Source organism: Prevotella sp. HUN102, assembly GCF_000688375.1.
Classification (GTDB): domain Bacteria; phylum Bacteroidota; class Bacteroidia; order Bacteroidales; family Bacteroidaceae; genus Prevotella.
Genome location: NZ_JIAF01000004.1, coordinates 2,306,282 through 2,328,889 on the forward strand (window position 1 = coordinate 2,306,282; position 22,608 = coordinate 2,328,889).

General features: G+C 42.2%; 13 protein-coding genes and 2 pseudogenes. 12 read left to right on the forward strand and 3 right to left on the reverse strand.

The annotated features are described in order from the left end of the window. Positions 1-177: 177 nt before the first annotated feature. The 11 genes from P150_RS0115475 to P150_RS0115525 all read left to right on the forward strand — a co-directional run bounded on the left by P150_RS0115475 (position 178) and on the right by P150_RS0115525 (position 17,074). A complete protein-coding gene (locus P150_RS0115475) occupies positions 178-5,436 on the forward strand; it encodes a tape measure protein (protein WP_028898489.1) in 5,259 nt (1,752 codons plus the stop codon). 1 nt (position 5,437) lies between these two features. Continuing rightward, on the forward strand, positions 5,438-5,953 hold the full coding sequence (locus P150_RS0115480; RefSeq protein WP_028898490.1) for a hypothetical protein: 516 nt from the start codon (positions 5,438-5,440) through the stop codon (positions 5,951-5,953). 7 nt (positions 5,954-5,960) lie between these two features. Beyond that, positions 5,961-7,211 (forward strand): LamG-like jellyroll fold domain-containing protein, encoded by a 1,251-nt coding sequence (locus P150_RS0115485; RefSeq protein ID WP_028898491.1) that lies wholly within the window; start codon positions 5,961-5,963, stop codon positions 7,209-7,211. Next, positions 7,196-11,659: a phage tail protein gene (locus tag P150_RS16990; protein WP_051617664.1), complete on the forward strand. Its 4,464-nt coding sequence runs from the start codon at positions 7,196-7,198 to the stop codon at positions 11,657-11,659. Before P150_RS0115485 ends, P150_RS16990 begins: the two co-directional genes overlap by 16 nt. Positions 11,660-12,048: 389 nt before the next feature. After that, on the forward strand, positions 12,049-13,194 hold the full coding sequence (locus tag P150_RS0115495; RefSeq protein ID WP_155952932.1) for a hypothetical protein: 1,146 nt from the start codon (positions 12,049-12,051) through the stop codon (positions 13,192-13,194). A 330-nt stretch (positions 13,195-13,524) separates the two neighbouring features. Next, positions 13,525-14,619: an RNA-directed DNA polymerase gene (locus tag P150_RS16725; protein ID WP_051617665.1), complete on the forward strand. Its 1,095-nt coding sequence runs from the start codon at positions 13,525-13,527 to the stop codon at positions 14,617-14,619. 1 nt (position 14,620) lies between these two features. Beyond that, on the forward strand, positions 14,621-14,953 hold the full coding sequence (locus P150_RS16730) for a hypothetical protein (protein WP_051617666.1): 333 nt from the start codon (positions 14,621-14,623) through the stop codon (positions 14,951-14,953). A gap of 3 nt (positions 14,954-14,956) precedes the next feature. Beyond that, entirely contained in the window at positions 14,957-15,370 is a 414-nt protein-coding gene (locus P150_RS16735; protein ID WP_051617553.1) for a hypothetical protein, read from the forward strand. Between the two features lie 3 nt (positions 15,371-15,373). Continuing rightward, positions 15,374-15,892, forward strand: a complete 519-nt coding sequence (locus tag P150_RS0115515; RefSeq protein ID WP_028896664.1) for a hypothetical protein — start codon at positions 15,374-15,376, stop codon at positions 15,890-15,892. Next, on the forward strand, positions 15,876-16,475 hold the full coding sequence (locus P150_RS0115520) for an N-acetylmuramoyl-L-alanine amidase (RefSeq protein WP_028896665.1): 600 nt from the start codon (positions 15,876-15,878) through the stop codon (positions 16,473-16,475). Before P150_RS0115515 ends, P150_RS0115520 begins: the two co-directional genes overlap by 17 nt. Then, entirely contained in the window at positions 16,472-17,074 is a 603-nt protein-coding gene (locus tag P150_RS0115525) for a DUF6549 family protein (RefSeq protein WP_051617554.1), read from the forward strand. Before P150_RS0115520 ends, P150_RS0115525 begins: the two co-directional genes overlap by 4 nt. 256 nt (positions 17,075-17,330) lie before the next feature. Here P150_RS0115525 and P150_RS0115530 read toward each other — a convergent pair whose 3' ends face one another. Both P150_RS0115530 and P150_RS16740 read right to left on the reverse strand, forming a co-directional pair. Continuing rightward, the gene (locus P150_RS0115530) at positions 17,331-17,765 is read right to left on the reverse strand and encodes a GatB/YqeY domain-containing protein (RefSeq protein WP_028896721.1); all 435 of its coding nucleotides are present in this window, start codon (positions 17,763-17,765) and stop codon (positions 17,331-17,333) included. 469 nt (positions 17,766-18,234) lie between these two features. Then, positions 18,235-19,171: pseudogene (locus P150_RS16740) on the reverse strand (IS30 family transposase). A 365-nt stretch (positions 19,172-19,536) separates the two neighbouring features. Here P150_RS16740 and P150_RS16745 point away from each other — a divergent pair. Continuing rightward, a pseudogene (locus tag P150_RS16745) lies at positions 19,537-20,074 on the forward strand (hypothetical protein). A 591-nt stretch (positions 20,075-20,665) separates the two neighbouring features. Here P150_RS16745 and P150_RS16750 read toward each other — a convergent pair. Then, on the reverse strand, positions 20,666-21,958 hold the full coding sequence (locus P150_RS16750) for a TrkA C-terminal domain-containing protein (protein WP_231477623.1): 1,293 nt from the start codon (positions 21,956-21,958) through the stop codon (positions 20,666-20,668). Positions 21,959-22,608: the final 650 nt, after the last annotated feature.

The window sequence follows — 22,608 nt, forward strand, 5'->3', positions numbered from 1 at the left end:
TCACAAAAGGTATTGCGTGGGCTGTTGTGCAGCGTATGCTGGCTGACCAAGCACGCTATGATATAGACGATGAGCCGACAAATAACAGTGCAGGAGGTAGCCAGTTTGATAATGGTAGCATAGAGCTTACAGAGGAGAATGCAGATGATTTCATTAACTATATAAATAGCATTAGTAGTGGAAAGTAATAACGGTGCTTTGGCTTTTGATGTACTCATCAGAGATAGCAACATAAATGAAATGTTAGCTAAAGATGAGAAACGAATTATACAGTTTGCCGAAAACGTGGAGGGGCAATCCCAAAGCGTTGTTGGCAGCTTTGAGGGTATAGGCAAGGCTATTGGAGGCATTGCCATTGGTGCTATGCTTCAAAGCTGGGTAAAAGATATAATTAGTGTTCGTGGAGAGTTCCAGCAACTTGAAATAGCATTTAATACAATGCTGGGGAGCGCAGAGCAAGGCACGCAGTTAATGAACCAGCTGGCAAAAACGGCTGCTTCTACTCCATTTGACCTAAAAGGTATTGCTGGAAGTGCTAAACAGTTGTTGGCATACGGTACAGCAGCCGAAGATGTAAACGGTACACTTGTGCGATTGGGTAACATAGCAAGTGGATTGAGCATACCATTAAACGACCTTGTGTATCTGTACGGTACTACTATGGTGCAGGGGCGTTTGTTCACGCAAGATGTAAGGCAGTTTATGGGGCGTGGCATACCTTTGGTGCAAGAGTTGGCTAAACAGCTTAACAAAACGACTGATGAGGTTAATGCTATGGTTACTGCTGGGCAAATAGGTTTCCCCGAAGTTCAAAAAGTCATAGAGAGCTTAACCAACGAGGGTGGTATGTTCTATGGCTTGATGGAGGAGCAAAGCAAGAGCCTTACAGGTCAAATCTCTAACCTTGAAGATGCCTTTGATATGATGCTCAATGATATTGGGCAAAATACACAAGGCGTATTAAGTGGCAGTATTAGCGTTGTTGCCTCACTGGTAGAGAATTACGACAAAGTATTACGTGTTTTAGGTGGTTTAGTCGCGATGTATGGTACATACAAAGTGGCTATGGCTACTGTTGCCATACAGCAGGGCAAGAGTACTGGTATGGCTAAGGTTGATATGATTGTACAAAAGGCTCGTATGGGTACGCTTGCTAACCTCAATGCGAGCGCACGCAATTATGTTGTACAACACGAGCTAATGGGCAAAGCTCATCAAGCATACACGCTGGAGTTGCAAAAGGCTCTAACACTGGAACAGCAGGAACAGGTTTTGAGAGGCGTTAAAATGCAGGCTATTGCTGCATTGCTCACACAGGAGCAGCAACAGTACCTAAGCCGATTAAACCTAAACTCTCAAAGCGTAGAGTACCTTGCAGCAGCAGAAAGCATATTAACCGCTGACCAGCGTATGAGTTTGGCAAAGCAAGACCTTACACGCAATAGTATGGCTTATGGTGTTGCTATTGAACAAAGCATACAGGCGCAAATGCTGGAGAATACAGCCAGTATGAACGCATTGCGTACAGAGGCTGCTAAGTTGAAAGCCAAAGAAGCCTCTTTGCTGCAAGATTATAGGGTTAGCCAAAACAAGATACAGCAAACTCGTGTACAAATAGCACTTGCACAGCAAGAGGGTAATACAGAGGCAGCCGCTGCATTAAAAGAACAGCAGCACAACCAGCTTAAACAGCATGGTATTATTGTTAGCGAAATGAAATCTGCAAAGTTAGCTAAGGAGGCTACAACGCAGAAGATTACAACGCTCGCAACCCAGCAAGCATCTTTGGCAGGAAAGGGTAAAGCTGCCAGCGATGCAATGCAAACCGCATCCTCTACTCTACTAAGCACTGCAACAACATTCCTTACCGCAAAATTAAGGGTTTTGTGGGCTACACTCATTGCAAACCCTTTTACAGCGATTATTTCACTTGTAGGGCTTGCTGCAAGTGCATTTATGATGTTCGGCAAGCAAGAGGAGGAGAACACAACGATTGCAGGAGAGTTCCAAGATGCCGTAACAGAGAGCTACAACAAGCTAAACCTTTATTTTGCCATATTAAAAACCTCCTCTGCAAACTCTAAGGAGTACAAAGATGCTCTGAAAAAGATAAACGACCTTTGCGGAGAGCATAGCATTGAGTTATTGAAAGAAAATGCTGGACTTGAAGAGCAGGCTAAAAAACACGATGAGCTTGTAGATGCTATCGGGCGTAGCACTGCTGCTAAGATTAAGGCTAAGTATATTGAGGAGGAGTATAATAAACTGGCAAAAGAGCAAGAGAATATACTTAAAGATTTGAAAGAGGCAGCAGAAGAAGCAAGTCATAAGGAACTTAAGGAAACTATAGATGTTACCCCAGAGGGTGTGGCAACAACGGCTTATAAAGTTGTTGATGAAGCATCTGTGCATATACAGGGGGCAACAGAGGCTTTATGGGCAAGCGTACTAACTGCTGCAACTGATGGAGCAGAGAAACTGCAAGTGCTTACAGGTGATGCGTATAACAAAGCCTACAATGAGCTTATAACTAACATTCTTGAACGTGTGCAAGAGGCAACTGGAGCAACGGACAAAGAAATGGAGGCATTCAAAGGTAATGTAGAGAGTGCTGTACAAAGCACTCTGACATCTGCACAAGCCTGCAATAAAGGTATTGAACTAATAACCAGCCAAACGGATAGTATGTTTGGTAAACCTATTACCAATAATCTTAAAAATGAGATAGACATCACTAAGCTAAGTTTGGACGAGTTGCATAAACTCTCCTCTCAACTTAACGGCTCACAAATTGGTATAGACTTAAAACTATATGGCTATACAGAAACTATGGCTATGTTGCGTGATGTAGATAACCTCATTAACAACAAGCAAAATAACCTCAACACAGAGAATGGCATTAATGATGAGATAGGCAAACTCAAAAAATTACGTGGAGAGGCTACATTAGGCAGTGCGGAGTGGAAAAATTTGGATAAGCAAATTACAAAACTCGAAAACCGATTACCTAAAACGCAAACTAAAATTGCCAATGCTGCAAACAGAGCCAAAGAGCAAGCTGCTAAAAAGGCTGCAAGAGATGCAGAACGGCAAGCAAGGGATAGGGAAAATGCACTAAAAGATATTACTCAAAAGGAAATTGACTTACAGATAGAGGTAGAAGAAAGCCGACTTGATATTATAAAAGATGGCTTTGAGAAGCGCAAAGCAGAGCTTAAGGCTCAACACCAAAAAGAGCTGGCAAGAATTGATAAAGAGCAAAAGGAGCTGGCAGAAAAGTACAAAAAAGCTGGTAAGGCTATACCTGTTAAAACAGAGGCTAATTTTAGAGCTTTGCGTACCAACGAAAATGCCAGTTACGAGATTAAGATAAGCCAGCTTACAGAGGCAGAAATTAGCGAACGCAAAAAGCAATATGAGCTATACTACAAGTGGGTAAGCACATACGGCGAAGATATAGCTAATGCTCAATTTGAAAAGCTGGTATCTAATGGCAATACTTATACAGCGTGGCTTGAAAGCAAGGTGCAAAACCTTGTAGAGAAAGAGGCAAGTACGGCTGGGCTTAACGAGGCAGAGAGTAACGACCTCATAACATTCCAACAGGAGTTACAAGCTGCTAAGGGGCTTAAAACTGAATTTGAGAAATTCAGTGAGAGCCTATCAAAAGCCAAAGACAATAGTAACACACTAAGTGAAAGCATTAAACATTTGTTGCAGCTCAAACAGGAGCTGCAACAAGGCAAAACCAATCTCATAGGCGAGGAAAGAGCTAAAGCGATACAGCAAGTAGATAAACAAATTGAAGAGAGTACACAAGAGTTACAAAAACATCTTTTGGAAACCTACAAAAGTAATGCAGCTTTACGGTTAGAAACCGAGCAAAAGTATGAGCAAGAAATTACGTGGTTAAAACAGCACGGCTATAACGAGCAGGCAATGCTTGCAGAGAAAGCACGCAGAAAAGCTATTGCTGAAATTGATGCTACAAGGATACAGGCAACAGATGATTGGAAACAACTTTTTGAAAATGCAGAATATTTAAGTAGCTCTGCATTTGATAATATCCTGCAAAAATTACGTGCTATGATTGCAGGTATAGCTGATGCCAACATTAAAGGAGCATTACAAAAGCAGCTTGATGATTTAGAGGTACAAACACAAGGCGAAAGAAACCCATTTAAGTTGCTTGTAAATTCTATTAAAGAATACAACGCAGCAGCAGATGGTAGTGTGGAGAAATCTGCAAAATTCAAAAAGATGTTTACCTCTATTGCTGCCAGTATCTCAATGGTAAAAGATGGCTTTGATAGCATTGTCAATGGCTTAAAGGACTTAGGACTGGCTGGTGATGAAGCAACACAGGAGCTGCTGGGAGATATTAGCAATATGATGGGAGGAGCTGCAACACTTGCAAAAGGTATTGCTACTTCAAATCCTATGGATATTATCAGTGGCGGTGTCAGCCTCATTACAAGCGCAATCTCTGTTTTCGATAGTACGAGCAGGAGGATTAAGCGCGAAATGAAACAGCACGAAAAGCAACTGCAAGCATTACAACGTATATATAGCCAAATTCAATTTAGTGTAGAAAACGCTGTTGGCGATGATTACTACAAGGAACAACAAAAAGCGATTGAGAACCTGCAAAAGCAAAAGAAAGAGTATGAGGAGTTAGCACGGCTTGAGAGGAGTAAGAAAAAGAAAGACCGTGATGATAACAAAGTGCAGGAGTATTTGGCTAATGCAGAGCAAGCGGAGCGAGATATAAAAAAGATTGAGCAAGAAATTGTAGAATCTTTGGTACAAACCAACTTCCGTGATTTGGCTAATGAGCTGGCAAATGTTTGGGCTGATGCGTTCGGTAAGATGGAGGATAGTACAAAGAGCTTTGAGAAGATTTGGAACACCACCATTGCAAATGCTGTTAAGAACTCACTCAAACTGAAACTTATAGAGCCTGTTGTTAATGAGTTTACCAGTACACTTGCAAAGTATATGGGAGCGCATAATAATAGTGTTGTAGGCTTCAATTTTGCATACTGGAAACGTATGTTACAAAACGCTGGTAAAGCATTTACAGATGGCTTAAAAGGTTTTGAAGAGTACTTTCAAGGTATGGAAGATGAAGTTGGCAAGGCAAGCAACACACTGGAGGGGCAAATTAAAGGTGTTACGGAGGATACAGCCTCTATGCTTGCAGGAGAGATAACTACAATGCGTATTAGACAAATGGAGCAGTTGTTGGTTATGCAAGGCTTACAGGCTACAATGACTGGTGTAGATAACACAGTTAAGTCTGCTCTAACATATCTAAGCACCATTGCCAATAATACGAGCTACAATAGGCATCTGCTGGATATTACCAAGCAACTTGAAAATATCAAATCTTCACTTGCAAGTAATCCATTACGAGCAAAAGGTTTAACTACATAATATGGAACGAATAGCAGTATTGAGGCAGCTAATGGCACATGGGCATTGTGCTGCAAGCATAAGTATGGTGCATAACACGCAAGGGGACATATCCAAACTTGCCAATACATACTTTTACTTTATCAAACCGTGCATACAAAAAGATTTCCCCAGAATGGGGTTCTTTCGTGAGTATATCGGCAAAGATGGCGAAAAGTATGGAGTGTATGTTGATAGCAAAGGAGAGGTTGCAGCCTCTCCTAAAGCTGCTTTTTTAGGCAGTAGTAATGTGAGCTTTACAGCCACACATTACAACATACACCAATGCTGGTGTAGGCACGATAGCCAAGTTACTATTGTAGCAACGGATAATAGCCACCTGCACATAGATTGCTTTGAAAATGCAGCGGTTAATGTAACCATACAGAGTAAGCAAGCTAAGGTTTTCATAAACCAATATGGCAATAGCAAGGTGCTGGTTAAGGGCTTTGCAGAACAGGCTAAAATTATGACATACAAATGTAAAAATTATAAATAGTTAGGATATGACACAGGAACAATTTATGGTACTCAATATGCCTTTTGATGAGGCAGAGGGAGCAAAGAAAACGTATGATTATAGCCCCAACCGTGCAGACGGAGTGGTTACAGATGCCAGCTTTGAGGCTGGTAGGCAATCAAACTGTATAAGGTTTGATGGTGCTGGCAAATGCGAGGTGCAAAAAAACGTACTGGATATGGCACGTGATTTTACAATTTGCACGTGGATTAAGCTGCACCCTGTTAGCAACCAGCTCATCATTGTATTTAACTACAATGGCATTAACAAGCTGTACCAAAAGAGCATAGAGCTAAACGCAGAGCAATGGTACTATCTTGCAATCAGTAGGAGCGGTAACACCATTTGCACATACCTTAACTCAACGCTTGTAGAACGTGCTGTAATGCCTAACGATTTTGGAAATCCTATTGGTATAAGCATTAGCCAAGATAACTACAATACAACGCTGGGGAATGGCTGTTTGGACGAAACTCGCATATACCAAAAAGAACTCACACAGGAGGAGATAGATGGGGAGCTAAACAATACAAAGCAGCTTGCCTATCTGTTAGATGGTGTGAACTTTAAGGAGTATGGAGTATTTGTAAGTGCGAGCAAGGGGCTGCTGGGTAGCTTAAAGATGAAAGACCCATTAAAGGTTGATTTCAGCGGTTATCACGGAGAAGCCGTAGATTTGGCACGCCCACGCTTTGAGGCAAGAGAGATTACATTAGAGTGCTTTATCCACTCCACAGGCGGTAAAATGGAGTTTGTAAAAGCTGTAACAAACTTTCTAAGCCAGTTCAACAAGAAACATACCACCAGCACGGATATAGTACAAGCAGAGCCAGTAGCAGCAGGGTTACACAGATTGACAATAGATATACACCCAACAAAGGCTTTGGTTTATGAGGTATATTTGCCCGATGCAACGCAGGTTGAAAAGGTATGGAACGATAGGGATATGACAGGTACATTTACTCTTACATTAAGAGAACCCGAACCAGTCAAAAAGGTTTTGAAACACATTAGGGTAAACGAAAGCTCAAAGCAAGTAAGTATCACTATTACCACAAGTAAGCTGGTTAATATATACTGGGGCGATGGAACGACAACGCAAGATGTGTACGGAGCAAACAAAACTATTACGCACAATTATACAACCAATGGCGACTATTATGTAGTTGTAACAGGTGTCATTGAGGATATAGAGGAGTTTACCACAAACGCAATTATAGTATGGGACAAATTATAGTACACAAACGTAATGGAGAGGTACGCTATGTGTTAGATAGTACTGCAAAGCTCTGCACCGTAAAAAGTGCAGAGCAAAAGCGTGATTTGCTGGGCGAAGATACCGTAACTATAAAAACAGAAAGCACAACGGCAATGGAATATATGGTAGGCGACTATATAGAGGTGTTTGGCGATGTTTACACGCTTAACAAGATAAATGAGCCTACTAAAAATGGAGAACGCAAGTTTGAGAACAATATGGTATTTGAGGGCTTACAATACAAGCTACTTGATGCACAATATCGTAATACCGATGCTGCTGGGCATAACCCCAGCGGAGAGTTTCAACTTGTAGCCAATATGGGCTTGTTGATGAATGTGCTAATCAACAACGTAAAACGTGTATCAGCTCCTTTGGGAGAGGTTTGGGAGTTGGGCGACTGCATAGAAACAGAGTACAAAGATTTCTCTTTCAGTAAAGAGAATTGTTTGAGCGTATTGCAGCGTGTATGCAAGGATTTCAATACAGAGTTTGAGATTGAGGTTGTTACTCCTAAGCATTATAAGCTACATATCCGCAAAGCTGGCAAACTCTTCCCTGCTACATTCTCATTCGGTATGGGAGGAGGCATTTACAAGCTGAAACGCAAGAATGTTAATAGTAATGATATTGTAACACGCCTGTATGTTGAGGGTGGTACTAAGAATATTACAACCAATTACAGGAATGGAGCGCAGCGTTTAAGGATTGCTGATAACGAGGAAAGTTATATTGATAACAAACAAGCAATAGCAGCCTTTGGAGTTAAGGAGGGGAGCAGAGTATATGAGGATATTTACCCACACCGTACAGGAGTTGTTAGCTCTATTGTTGAGGGGGATATTTTCAAGTTTGTGGACAACACAATGTTTGACCTCAAAGAGAAAGATACCAACGGCAATACACGCTGGTTGATAGATGGCACTGCTGCAAAGCTCAAGTTTGTTGGTAATAGTAATTTGGCTGGCTATGAGTTCGAGATAGCCGACTATGATACCAAAACACAAACTTTCACGATTAACCAGTATGAGGATAAGCGAGGCTTGAAAATACCAAGTGCAGCCACAGCTTACCAAATACAAAAGGGGGATAAGTATGTGTTACTTGATATTATTATGCCAAACGACCCATACGTTGTTGATGCAGAAACAGAACTTAAAAAGGCAGGCACAAAAGATTTGGAGGCAGATAGCCAGCCAAAGGTTGAGTATGAGCTTGAATTTGCGAGCCTGTTACTCAAGCGTAGGTTTGGTGTAGATGGCTCATTGCCTAACCTCTTTAAGGTTGGCGATTATTTGCCTATTAAAGATAAGGATATAAATGTAGATAAAGCTATACGAATTAAGGGGTTTACAAGAGATTGTTACAAAGACGAGTATAGTTACAAGCTAACAATTAGCGACACAGCAGAGGTAAGCATTATTGAGAAGCTGATTATAGATAACGAGGAGCAAAACAAACTCATTACCTTAAACCAGCTTACAGATGTTGCCAAAGCAAGAGCTAACTGGAGAACCACACAGGAGCTGCTAAATATGGTATTTGATGGCGATGGCTTCTTTGATGCCACCAATATACGCCCAAATAGTATTGAAACGCTTATGTTGAGCGTTGGCAATCGTGCTGGGCAATTCATTTTACAAAACATCGTCATTGAGGCTAATGCCACTGTTAATGGTAAGCCTAACCCTAATTTAGTGAGAATAGGCAGCAATAATGGAGTGTTAATCCATTACGCTATTGAGGAAAATAATAGAATGTGGAATATAGGAGAGAACACCATTACCTTAACAAGTAATGGGGCATATTACCTATATGCACGTTGCGCAAAAGGAGCTGGAGAGAGTGGCGCAAGCCTTGTTTTCAGCCAAACACGCTATGCAGTAGATACAGGTGCTTACTATTATTTCCCTGTTGGAGTGCTTTCCTCTGTTTACAATGGCTATCGTGAGCTTACAACAACATACGGAGCAACACGCATAACAGGGCGTACTATTAACTGTGGGCGTATTGAGAGTATAGATAAACGTACTTACTTTGACCTTGACAATAGTGAGATTGGAGGTAATATAAAATTTGTTTCAACCGATGGTACAATGAAAAGTATTGAGGAGTTGGAGCATTTGGTTAATACAACCTCCACTGCACTTGATAATGTAAATGAGATTATAGAGAGCTTACAAAGCCAAGTAGATGGTACTGTTGAGTATTGGTTTGGTATGGGTGTGCCAACGCTGGGAACTGCACCAGCTAACCAGTGGAAAACAGAGTTGGATAAGAAAACACATTTGGGGGACTTATATACTGACACTGCTACTGGTTTAGAGTATAGATTTACAAAGGAGGGAGAAACCTATAAGTGGGTAAATATTCCCAGCACTGGTATTGGGCAAGCCATACAAACAGCTAATGATGCGTTGGAAACTGCCAGCAGTAAAAATCACACTTTCCTAACAGCAAACTATAATACATATCCAAAACCACCGTATAAAATTGGTGATTTGTGGATAACTCTCAATGATTATAAGATACGAATTTGCACCAAAGCACGCGAATCCTTAAGCTCATACACCAATGCCGATTGGAAAGAGGCTGGTTATACCGATGATACAAATGCTAATGCTGCACTACAAAAACTAACAGATTTGGCAACAGATAGCATCATTACTCCAAGCGAGAAAATTAAGCTCAAAGATGAGCTGGCTAATATTAAAGTGGACTACTCTACTGTGAAAGCAAAGGCACAGTTGGCAGGTTGTACTACCAATGAGTTTGATGCAGCATACAGTACGCTACTTGTGTATATTAGTGCATTTCTCTCAAATATGCAGGTAAATAGCACAGGAGTAAATAAAGCAACCTACAACGGCAACTTCTCTGCATATTACAAAGAACGAACCAACTTACTTGATGCTGTTAGCAAGCAATATGTTGATAGCGTAGAGGTCGGTAATGGTAATTATATTGGGAATAGTGCTTATTTTACAGACCTCAAAGGCTGGTTTCACAACCCTAATGATGGTGTTAATATCCCACCTATTTATGCCGATAGTATTATGGGCAATGTTATGAGGTTTAGGAAAACGAACCAAAAAGATATTTGGTTTCTGCATACTCCTTTTGCTAAAGCAGGAGGTAACATATTATTGCCAAACGAGAAATTTGGTAGTGGTATTACATACACACTTGCATTTTGGGTAAAAGCAAATGCTCCAATACAGCTTAATATGGGCTTTATGAATCCGAAAGGCGATAAGAGAGTTGCACCATATAAGTATTTTACAGCCGATACAAAATGGAAACGAGTTGTATATACATTTGTGGCAACAGGAGATAGCCAACCCGATACAGAATTGTTTTTCCGCACCGATACAGCTGATATGCAATTTGCAAACTTATATATGACAAAGTTTGTTTTAGTTGAGGGGAACAAAGCCCCCGAATGGAACTCAAGCAACCAAGAGGTACAGAGCATGATTAAGGCTAACAAGGATTTATTAAAAGCCATTACCCAAAACTACACACAAATTGAGGGTGGGCTTATCCTATCCACATTCTTAAAGCTGGGCGCATTACAAAAAAGTGATGCTTGGGTTGAGAGTGCAGGCTTAAAAGCTATGCTCAATAGTACAGATGAGATTGCTGCATATTTTGGAGGCACTTACCAAGAGGCATTGGCAGGAAACAATGAGGGTATGACTATTATATATCACAATGGAAAGCTGAAAGCACTCAACGCAGAGATTACAGGTACTATAAATGCTACAAATGGAACTTTTAGTGGAAAATTAGATGGTGTTACAGGTACTTTCCGAGTTTTACAAGCTCTTGATAGTAACGGTAATGTAAAGGCAGAGATTGGCTTTAATTCCAGTGAGGGGAAGCTGTATTTTAGTGGAGATATGCAGCACCAAGGAACTAAGGACGGACGTAGCTTGCGCTTTTATTCCTCTGATATTTGGTGTCGTGGCTCATTTGGAGCAAGAGAAAGAAACTTGTTAGTTATCAAGGGAGCTTATGGTTATTATTATCCAAACGGTGTGTACACAGATGGCAACTATGTAAGTTTAGCATCTAAAACCAGTAGTAATGGGGAAAGATATTATGAGGTTGATTGCTATGGGCGAACTGGCGATTACAGCGGTTTCCCTGTTGATACCATAATCTTTAACATACAAGGTGGCTCTGTATTTCAATACTGCTTAAATGCTGCTGCAACACAAAGAATAATGATTATCAATGGTAATGATAGCAGCAATAATGTTAAAATCTTCTCCAATGGTAGAGCAGTTGTTTGGAATGGTGGAGAGATTGCAGAGGTCGTGCAAATGCCTACTCCCTCTTCATTCACAACACCAAGCATAAATACAAATCATTTAGGTGCTGGTTTGTTGGTGGGAGCTTTTAGAGATAATAACTGGCAATAATTGCCTATACTTTCAAAAGTTAGACAAACAAAGCGTGAATATAACTAACGCTTTTCGTATTTTTGAAGCGTAGAAGAATAAACAAATAATAATTAAACAATAGCCAAATGGGATTACTTATTGGTGTTGGGAACACAGTACCCAAATTTCCATACCAAGAGTTATGGTATGGCATTCGCATTAACCTCAAAAATGGAGGGCATAATGTAGCAGATGGTAAGGTTGAGCGTGTGGGGAACTTAGACCTACATCGCTCATTGCCTATACAGAAACGTATTAGGCGTTATGTAGCACATGAAGATGGAACGGTTAATTATTGGCTGGGGGCTAACGATAGCACCTTAAAAGAGGGAGGAGGAGCTGCAAAACTTAATGCTGTTGATGGTATTGTGCAACTCTACAAGCCCGATTATTACCGTAAGTTTGAGTTCGATGGGGATTACCTCCTTGTAGCCATTAGTGAGGTTGCATTGCCTGGATTTACACGTATGAAAGAGAAATCTCGTAGTCCGTGGCTGGCAACATTCAACCGCACAAACAATAAGCCCACCTGTGCATCTTTCCTACAATGGGAAAGCAACGGCTCTGTAAAGCGTGTTGCTGAAACAGGGCTGCTTGACCTACTCCCAAATGCAGCAGATTACAGAGGCGGTACTAATGTTACTGGCAACGATGGAAAGCCAACAAGCGTGCTGGGTATGCCTGCAACAAGCACCAACAAGGCTACTATACGGACACGGTGCAAGAGTTTGGGCGACAACTGGCATTGTGGAGGTTGGCGTTTTCGTGAAGAAATGAGCTGGTTAATGGCTATTGAATTTGGAGAACTTGATAGCCAAGCTCCTTACAATGCTCAAAAAACAGAAGATGGGTTTGCGCAAGGAGGATTGGGCAACGGCTCTTATGTAGGTGGAGAATGGGGAGGTTTTAATGGCTGGCAGCCATTTATTCCTGCTGGTATCACTGCCAAGCTGGGTAACAATACTGGAGTTGTTGATTACCTAATTAAAGAGTGGAAGAGCGGAGTAGATAAAACCATTAAAGTAGCCAGTTACAGAGGCTGGGAGCAACCGCAACAATACCTGTGGGAGCATAACGATGATGTGCTGGTATTCTATACACCTTTTGCAGATGGTGGAGCTTGTAAGTTGTATTTATGTAGTGACCCTGCAAAGTTTACCACTCCAAGCGACCACGCAGGGGAAAATGTAGATGGTTATCAAGAATTAGGATTGCTACCTACTGGTAGTAACTACATTTCTGAAATGGGAGTTGCCAATGGCTACTCTTTCCCAAGTAGCGTAACAGGTGGAGCTGCTAATAAGAATTATTGCGACTATTTTTGGAGGCAGACAGTAAATGCCACAAACAATGCTGATGGCTGGTATCAACTCCTCTCCTCTGCTGGTGCGTACTATTCGGAGCATGCGGGTGTTCGCTGTGCGTATGCGCTTCATCGAGGTGCGGATACGGGTGCGGTTGCGACGTGGGGTTTCCCCTTGTGCCTTGAATTTCCGAGTTCCGATGGCATTTAGTTTTGTTTGAGTAAAATATTGCTCTGTGTGAGTTCATAATAATACGGTTACGGTGGTTCGGGAACTCCTCTCCTCTGCTAATGCGAACAATTCGGAGAATGCGGGTGTTCGCTGTGCGAATGCGAATAATCGAGGTGCGAATACGAATGCGAATTGGGGTTTCCCCTTATACCATAATTACGGTTTTCCCTTTTAAGGAGAATCTTTGCAACCACCGTAAACCTTGCCTCACAAAAGCACCTTATACAAGGGTGCTGGCAAAAGAATATGGTTAAAATAAAGTGCTGGTAGATTGTGGTTTACCACAAGTGCGAAAGCTCTTATAAAACAATGGCACATAAGATATATGCAAATAGTGAGAATGGGTATTGGAGGGTATGCAACCCTCTAAACGTGCTAAGAGCTACGAATAATACCATACGTGGCAAAATGAATAGACACGATGTAAAAAGATTACTAAAACGTGGCTATTGTGATGCTATAAAAAATGTATGGGAGATGCTGGAATATCAAACATTCAAGCCATCAAAATACACAGAGAAAACTATTTTTGATGTGAAGCAACGCAACCTCAAAATAGCACCGCTATACCCCGATAGAATAGTACACCACTGCTTGATAGATGTTATTGAGGAAGATTTGCGCAAGATTTTTATTGCCAATACCTATGCTTGCATTAAAGGGCGTGGAATACATAAGTGCCTAACCGATTTGAACCGTGCGTTACAAAAAGATAAAGCAGGTACAAAGTATTGCCTAAAAATAGATGTAAGGCATTATTACGATAGCATTGTACATAGCATACTCAAAGATATAATAGCAAAAAGCTATGGGGATAAAAAGCTGCTTTGGCTTATGCACCTTATAATAGATAGTACAGAGGGCGATATTGGTTTACCAATAGGCTTTTTAACAAGCCAGCATTTTGCAAATTGGTATTTAAGCCCATTTGACCATTGGGTTAAAGAGGTGTTGCGTGTAAGGTATTATTACAGGTATATGGACGATATTGTAATACTCGCTAATAGTAAAGCAAAACTGCACTATATACTTGAACAAGTAAGAGAGTACTTGCAAACAAAGCTAAGGCTAACTATAAAAGCAAACTGGCAAATATTCCCAGTAGATGCACGCAGTATAGACTTTGTAGGTTACAAAAGCAACCATTACAATATATTGGCACGAAAAAGCATTTTGTACACCTATTGGAGAAAGTTGAAAAGGCTGCAAAATAGTTATGGAGCGATGACAGAAAGCGAGTTGCGACATAAGCTATCTGCACACTTTGGCTGGCTGCAACATTGCTCAAACAAGCATTATAAAGAGATAATAAGTTTAACATTAAAACAGATAAGAATAAAACAAATGGAAGAAAAAAGATTGAGTACAGGCTTGCATAGCGATAGCGTGCAGCCCACGTTTTGATGTGATTGATAGAGCGAAAGGTACAACGCTGTACAATTTCAACCAGCACTACGAGCAAGTAGATGATGAGCAAGGTAAAAAGCACAAGGTTAATGTGTATGATAGCCTTTTGTGTTATTACCCTGTTACTGCCAATACTGTATTGGAAACTCTCATTATGGCTAAGTATAGCGATAACCTTGAGAAGAAACTGCTCAACGATTATAACGCAGCAGTAGCAGGTATTGAGGACGAAAGCAAGAAGCAGCCGTACCTTGATTTCCTTGCAGAGCGTAAGGCTTTGCGTGCTATGGTTGATGCAGATTGTGCAACTAATAACATTCCTATGGAGTAAGATATGACAGAGGAAACTTACGATTTTGCAGACCTCCCACTGCAAGGGGACGGAGCAAACCCACAAAAGCCAAGTGGAGATTACCCCAGTATAGACACTGTAATAAATAAGCCTATTTGGTGTACAGGTTTTACAGAAGATGTTGATACTGAAAATGGCAAACGCACTCTTATACGATTTAAGTGGGATTTGGGAGAGGCTGAAACGGCTTTTTGGACGAGCAGCAAGAAACTGCTTGCCATTGTAAAACACCCAAATATCCGTTTTCCTTTCCATACCATTATTAAGGTAGTACTCATTAGAGAAATGGCTGGCTTTGAGTTTCGCAGCGCAAAAGAAGCCATATCGCAAGATGATATAGATGCGTACAACCTCTATTTAATGAAGAAACGTAGTTATATGAAGCAAAGGAGATAAAGTATGAATTCAATCCTTAATTATGAGCAGTTACGCCTTATAGTCGTTACTGTAATTAGCACCCTATTAGGTATGATTACGCCTACTAATGGGTTTGTTTTAGCTCTCATTATTATGAGTAGCTGGAATATATGGTGTGGTATGCGTGCAGATGGTGTGGTTATACACACCTGCAAGAATTTTAATAAAAAGAAATTCAGAGGAGCATTAAAAGAATTGTTGCTTTACATTGCTATTATTTACCTCATACATTCTGTAATGGTTATGTGTGGAGATAAGGCAATAGCCTTGTATGCTGTAAAGAGCATAACTTATGTATTTGCATACGTTTACCTACAACACTCATTTCGCAATTTAACTATTGCATACCCTAACAACCTTGCAATATGGGTTATTTACCTTGTTATACGTTTGGAATTTAAGCGAGCAATGCCCAGCCATATTAAACCTATTATTGAGCAATACGAGCAAAAGAAAGCAAAACAAAAAGAAGAGGAGGCAAAAAATGAAAGTAATAATTGATAATGGACACGGCAAGGACACACTGGGCAAACGTAGCCCAGTGTGGGCTGATGGCTCACAGTTATTCGAGTGGAGGTATGCACGAGAAATAGCCGTAATACTGGAGCAAGAACTTGTAGGGCGAGGCATTGATGCAGTACGCATTGTACCCGAAGATACAGATATATCGTTACGAGAACGATGTAATAGGGTGAACAAGCTATGCGCAAAAGTAGGAGCTAAAAACTGCCTGCTTGTAAGCATACATTGTAATGCTGCTGGAAATGCAGGGAAGCCTATGCAAGCAAGAGGCTGGAGTGTGTTTGTAGGGCTTAACGCCTCACAAAATAGCAAATCATTAGCAACCCTTTTCAGCGCAAGTGCAGAGGCGCAAGGCTTAAAGGTGCGTGTTAGCTCTCCAAACCAAAGATACTGGGTGCAAAACCTTGCTATGTGTAGAGATACCAAATGCCCAGCAGTGCTAACTGAAAACTTATTTATGGACAACGAACAGGATTGCAAACTGCTACTCTCTAATGAGGGGAAACAGAAAATCGTTGAAACGCACGTGCAGGCAATCCTTGATTACATTAGTATGATATGAAAAGGTATTTAATTGTATTATTGCTTGCTGCTGTTGCGTTGGCATTTGGAGCTATACAAAGGTGTAGCAAGCTGAAAGAGGAGAACAAAAGGTTGGCAAATAACCAAACCGCTCTTATGCAAGAGGTTAAATTGTACAAAACCCAAGATGGTAAAAATGCTGCAAAGGTTGTTGAGCTATCTCTGAAAGGGAAAGAGTTTAAGCAACTCAATAGCTACCTTAAAGAGGAGGTAGAGAGGCTGGGGCTAAAAATTAAAAACCTCAAATCAGCTACCAGCACCATAACGCTTACCAGTTTGAAGATTGATACTGTTATAAAAGACAGTATTGTATTTTTACCAGCCAAAGGCATAACAGATACACTCAAATGTTTCAGCTACAACGATAGCTGGATAAATGCCAGTGGGTGTATAGGTGCTGATAATAGGTTTCAAGGTACATTTGAGAGCAACGACACTATTTCTATTATTGCTCACAGAGTACCTAAACGCTTCTTATTCTTCCGCTGGGGTTGCAAAGCGATAGAAGTTGAGGTTGTAAGCCATAACCCACACACAAAAATAAATTACGCAAAGATGATAGAGTTTCAAAGAAAATAGCTATTTTTGCAGCACATAACCACCGAGCTTTACACGCATTTTTTTGCAGTTGTGGCTCAAATGTGGTTCAAAATAGAATTACAAGTGCTTCCAATGGACTGACCCACAGCACAATAATAAGAATTGGCTATTAGCTTCCGGTTCTGAAGGTCTTGGGTTTGAATCCCAACGGAGTCACCAACAGTAAAAAGAGAGTGTACGAATGGCGTTCACTCTCTTTTCTTTTTCAGTCTTACACCTATCTTATAAGCATACTTTACAGCAAGCCACGCACAATCGCTGCAAGGCTCTTGCCGTCTGCCATAGGCAACTGTGCCTTCACAGCCTTGATGATAATGCCCATATTCGCGCCCGGATTGGCTGCAATCGCTTCCTTTGCACACGCAGTAACTTCCTCTTCAGTAGGAACGGCAGGGAGATACAGGCTGATAATGTCAAGTTCCTTTTTCTCATTTTCAGCCAATTCCCCACGCCCGGCTTTCTCATACTGGTCGATGGCATCCTTGCGCTGCGCCACCATTTTCTTGAGAATGGAAAATTCCGTCTCCTCATCCATCTCCTTGCCTGCGCCCTCCTTGGAAGTCTTGAACTTCAGGAACTCTGTCTTTATCAGACGGAGCACGTCGCGTTTCTCTGTTTTCTTAGCCACCATCGCATCGCGAATCAGCTCATCAATATTGCCGTTAATCATCTTAATATATATTTTAGTTTGTCTTAAAACACATTTGTAGGTCTGCCCTCTCTGCAAAAGTAGCAAAATTTTGCTTAGTTTCATTCCGATATTCAATGTTTTTTCTGCAAAAGCGCAAATATCGCTCCAAGTTCAAGCTGATTCCGAACCCAGAGACATCAGTTTTCCCATCCGTAAGTCCTCAAGTGATTCATCTTTATACATCTAAAATATACGACCCGTAAGTATCTGAAAATCAATTATCTTTTTCCTCATTTCCATTCTTGCGAAGATTGCGTCCCATTCTTCGCAAAAACGCAATGCAATCTTGCGAAGAATGGAATGCAATCTTCGGTCATTTGCAAAGCGTGTATATTATCTCCGTAAAATAAGAGATATTCTGCTGAATCAATGATGAAATTTCTTTGGAGATTCAAGCAGGCAGTATTAAGAGAGCAAAAAGGTGTAGAGTCAACCAGCAAGTGCAAAATTACAACACATGTTTGAAGAACTCGCACTTTGGTGTGGAAAAGTTTAATTTTTCCCTTGGTCTTTCATTCAATTTCTTCTGTATGGCCATAATCCTCTTGTCCGTATAGTTCTCAAAGGAATCCTTTTTAGGTATATATTGTCTGATTAACTTGTTTGTATTCTCAATGGCTCCCTTTTGCCATGGACAATATGGATCTGCAAAGTACACAGGCACGCCCAACCATTTCGTGATATCCTTATGTGCGGCAAACTCAGGTCCGTTGTCAGTGGTAATGGTCTTCAGTCTGTCCTTGTATGGCAGCAGCAGTCTCCTGACTGCTTTTGCCAGAGGCTTCGACTGCTTCCCAAATGGCAGTTTCCGCATAAGCAACATATTGGTGGATTTCTCCACCAGTGTGAGTATGGCCCTTTGGGCAGGGTCGACGATCAGGTCCATCTCAAAGTCTCCAAATCTCTTCCCGTCCACTTCCTTGCTTCTCTCATGGATGCTCACCCTGTCCTTGACAGGAAGATGCCCACCCTTGGGTGATGCCTGTATTTCATCTGATGTCTTGTGTGCCGGCAAGTTTCCCTGTCGGGTCATCGTGGATGATGTTGTAGATGGACTGATGGGACACCCTTATCCCCTCATTCACACGCAGATACCCCGATATTTGTCTTGGAGACCATTGGTCATTAACGATATATTCCTTGATTCTCCAGACCAATTCGTCGGAGAGCCTGGAGTTGCTCACCGTTCGCCTCCTGCGCTCCATGGCCATGTCGTGCGCCTTCGTCCAGATATACTTTCCCGAGGGCGTGCTGTTGCGTTTGATTTCACGTGAGAGTGTTGCCTGACTGATGCCGACGATGGCGGCAATATCTTTTCTTGCGGTTTTCTTTTGAAGTAAGGCGAAAATTTGCGACCTTTGCTCCGAGATTAATTGATGGTACATAAACAATACAAAGTTAGTTAATCTTGGGGAGACTTCGGTCTCCTTTTTTAATTTGTATTGCCGGTTGTTGCTTTTTCCTCGCCGAGAGATGCACACAACCTCTCGCTACGCTTCGAGAACGTCTGCATCTCTCGGCGAGGGCTACTCTTTTTTGCACTTCGATTTGGAATCTTCAAAGGTAGGGATGAAATTAATCGAACCAACAGGACGTTTATGAAGAAAAAGAATTAATTTTGCAATGACGAAATAGGTGATGGGTAATTATCGTCGCTCTTGAATGATGATTCCCCTTTATTCCTTTCATTCGCTTATGAGGTGCTTCTCTCACTCAATTCGTTTAATCTCATAAATATATAAAAAGAAATATGACACAGCAACAATACAAACAGATTTTCAAGAACGACCTGAAGGAATATCTGCTCTCGCACGGCAAGGTGGACGAACGCCTGCCGGAAGCTCCCGACTTGGAGGCTCTCTGGTTGAAGATAGGACAGGCGTATCTTCCCGACGGAATGCGCGAGTACAACAGCTATCCTACCGTTGCGCTCGGATGGATGATGTATACCGGAATGGCTCTCGCCAAGTATTGGGACGAGGATTGGGAGGTCTATGGCAAAGTGGAGAATCTCTATACTTATCTCCTCGGCAAGACGGATTTACGACCATTTGGACGACTACATTCGCGGGAAGGTTCTTCAGCTTACCGCTGAGGAGTCGAAAGCTCTCGAGCTGCTTGTGGGCGAATGTGCCTCGCGCACTTACAGTCAGATCAGAAGACTGCGCATAGAGCCGAGCACCAATGATGCTTTCCACGCCTTCCTCGGTGCTCTCCATCAGATGTATCTCTTCGGAATAGCCGTAGAGTTGAAGACGCTCGGCTATCGTATGACGGCAATAGGCTAAGAGATATTCCGAAAAACCGTTGAATAATAAATTTGTCAATAGTTCCATTCGCCATTTCGGTATCTCCGTGATAGTGTTTGCTTAGGTTATGCCATCTGAAGAGTATAACAGAAAACGCTCCCAAACCTGTGAGTGTGAGGTTTGGGAGCGTTTGTATTGTTTCTAATCCATAAAGTAAGAAAGGATGGGGCATATCAGCCTGTTCCTTCTTATGCAAACAGGAAGAATCATCCACTGAGCCAACATTACGCGGAGGAACATCGTGGCGGATAGACCGTGGCGTACTTGATGGCGGGAATATTGTTCTTCGACGCATCAGGCGTGAGCGACAGGCAGGGGCGAAGGTCATAATGCCGGCTATGTTAACCGAGCAGAGTGAAGTAGTCGAGCTTCAGCCAATAGCGACCGAGAATGCAAGTTGCCCAGAGAGGAATGAGCATTATCAGGGCAGCATAGGCCATCCAGAGATTAAACCGCCGTCGAGCAGCTGTCACGAAACTTCCTCCCCACGCTCAATCCCACGCACGCAAAGGAAGAGCGTAATGCCAAATTCCTTCAGCATAAGGTTCACACTCTGCGTGTTGTGCGTGTTCAGACGGAACCGGTTCCGAAGTTGCTGATGAGGATTGCCACCACAAGCGTTCCTCCGGAGAATCCCAACTTGGCCGGCATCGGCATATTTCCGAGTGGGAATTCGATGCTTCCCACAAGAATACCTATCAGAATCACGACCGAAAGCACCATCAGGTTAGGTTTCTTGAGCGTGGAAACCGAGTTGCCCAGTATCTTTTCCACGCGCTTCACGTTTTCCTCCTCGCCTACGAGCACTACGGTGTCACCCGTCTGCAAAAGCAAGTCGGGCTTTCCGATAAGATGCACGCCGGCACGCAGCACACGCGAGATGTTCACGTGATAGATGGAACGGAACTTCAGTTCCTCAATGCTCTTTCCGTTTACCGTTCCCTGTGTTACGAGGCATCTTTTCGAGATGAGTCTTCTGTCGAGTTTTCCCCACAGGGCATCCGTCATTTCGATTCTGTGCCCGATGAAAGCGCATATCATTTCCATTTCGTGATGTTCGGAAATCACCATAATCTTGTCGCCTTCCTCGATAACCGACTTCGGATGCGCCATTTCTATCTCCGAGGTTTTCTTGTGCATAATTCTCGATACAAGGAAATCGTGCTTGTCGAGCAACAGTTTTACGTGTGCTATGTCGAGTCCGTAAACGCTGGGGTTCGATACTTCTATGGAATACACCAATGCCTCCTTGCCCTGTGCCTTCTCCCGGTCTTCAATGCGCTGCGATTCCTCGTCCACCTTCACTCTCAACACCCACTTCAGGCAGCCCGTTGTGAGTATCAGTCCGAGAATGGCCACCGGATAAGCCAGTGCATAACCGATACCGATGTCAGACGAAATGCTGCCCGATATTCCCTTTGCCGCTTCCTGCGCCGCACCGAGCGAAGGCGTATTCGTAACGGCTCCGGCCAATATGCCCACCATCGTGTCTATCGGAGTGCACGAAAGAGAGAAGATGAGATAGGTCATCAGGAGTGCCAGTCCGATGGAAAGGAGCGAGAGAAGATTGAGCTGGACACCTCCCTGCTTGAACGTTGAGAAGAATCCTGGCCCCACTATCATTCCGATACCGAAGATGAAGAGCACCATACCGCTTTCTTTCACGAATGAGAGCACCATCGGGTCGATCTGCAAGCCGAGGTGTCCGGCGAGAATGCCTGAGAACAACACCCAAGTAACGCCCAGCGAGAATCCTCCCACCTTGATTTTGCTCAGCAGAATGCCGACCGTAATGACAAGTGCCAGTACGAAGATAGACTGTCCGATTCCGGGTGTGGTAAGCAAACTTACGATTCCGTCCATAAGATAAGTTTTTTGCAGGATGCCCTGCATCCAAGTTTTTTATTGTAAAGCATCTTCCCCGTCCGTTCACTTCCGTGCCGTCGGCAGGGGGATTGATTAACGGTGCAAAGGTACAACAAACTTCTTATTCCAATCCCTTTTTCTCATTAATTATTTCTATGAGAGCGAAGAATGTCAATGCCTCTGGCAATGTCGGAGCATCAACAACGGCAGTTCTTGCTAAATAATTCCCCTCCATACACTTGCCGTTTGAAATAAAGTTTACGATATATTCTCGCTTTCGCTATCATTTGCTCTTTAATCTTTTGCCCTCTTAAAAGAAAAGCATTATATTTGCATTCGATTAATACATAATAGCCTATGAACAGGTAAAACAGAAAAAGACATAATAGATAGAAAGCGTTAGCTTGCATTCTTGTTCTTGAAATTCGCCAAAATTTATAGAGGCACGAGAGTAAAAGTTGATGCTCACGTCAAACGGCGTGGGCTTTTACTTGTTGAAGTGGCAATGGTGTTTGGCGATACCTCAAGAACATTAACGAAGTTATCAGTCCACGCTTTTTATTTGTCTCATTCAAAAATTTTTAAGGGCTGAAAAAAAGTTAATCATAAACGCATAAAAAACAGAATCAATGAAGAAAATATTAACC

Coding starts and splice junctions, on each gene's coding strand:
- P150_RS0115480 (WP_028898490.1), top strand. CDS start 5,438: ATGGAACGAATAGCAGTATTGAGGCAGCTAATGGCACATGGGCATTGT.
- P150_RS0115485 (WP_028898491.1), top strand. CDS start 5,961: ATGACACAGGAACAATTTATGGTACTCAATATGCCTTTTGATGAGGCA.
- P150_RS16990 (WP_051617664.1), top strand. CDS start 7,196: ATGGGACAAATTATAGTACACAAACGTAATGGAGAGGTACGCTATGTG.
- P150_RS16725 (WP_051617665.1), top strand. CDS start 13,525: ATGGCACATAAGATATATGCAAATAGTGAGAATGGGTATTGGAGGGTA.
- P150_RS16735 (WP_051617553.1), top strand. CDS start 14,957: ATGACAGAGGAAACTTACGATTTTGCAGACCTCCCACTGCAAGGGGAC.
- P150_RS0115515 (WP_028896664.1), top strand. CDS start 15,374: ATGAATTCAATCCTTAATTATGAGCAGTTACGCCTTATAGTCGTTACT.
- P150_RS0115520 (WP_028896665.1), top strand. CDS start 15,876: ATGAAAGTAATAATTGATAATGGACACGGCAAGGACACACTGGGCAAA.
- P150_RS0115525 (WP_051617554.1), top strand. CDS start 16,472: ATGAAAAGGTATTTAATTGTATTATTGCTTGCTGCTGTTGCGTTGGCA.
- P150_RS0115530 (WP_028896721.1), bottom strand. CDS start 17,765: ATGATTAACGGCAATATTGATGAGCTGATTCGCGATGCGATGGTGGCT.
- P150_RS16750 (WP_231477623.1), bottom strand. CDS start 21,958: ATGGACGGAATCGTAAGTTTGCTTACCACACCCGGAATCGGACAGTCT.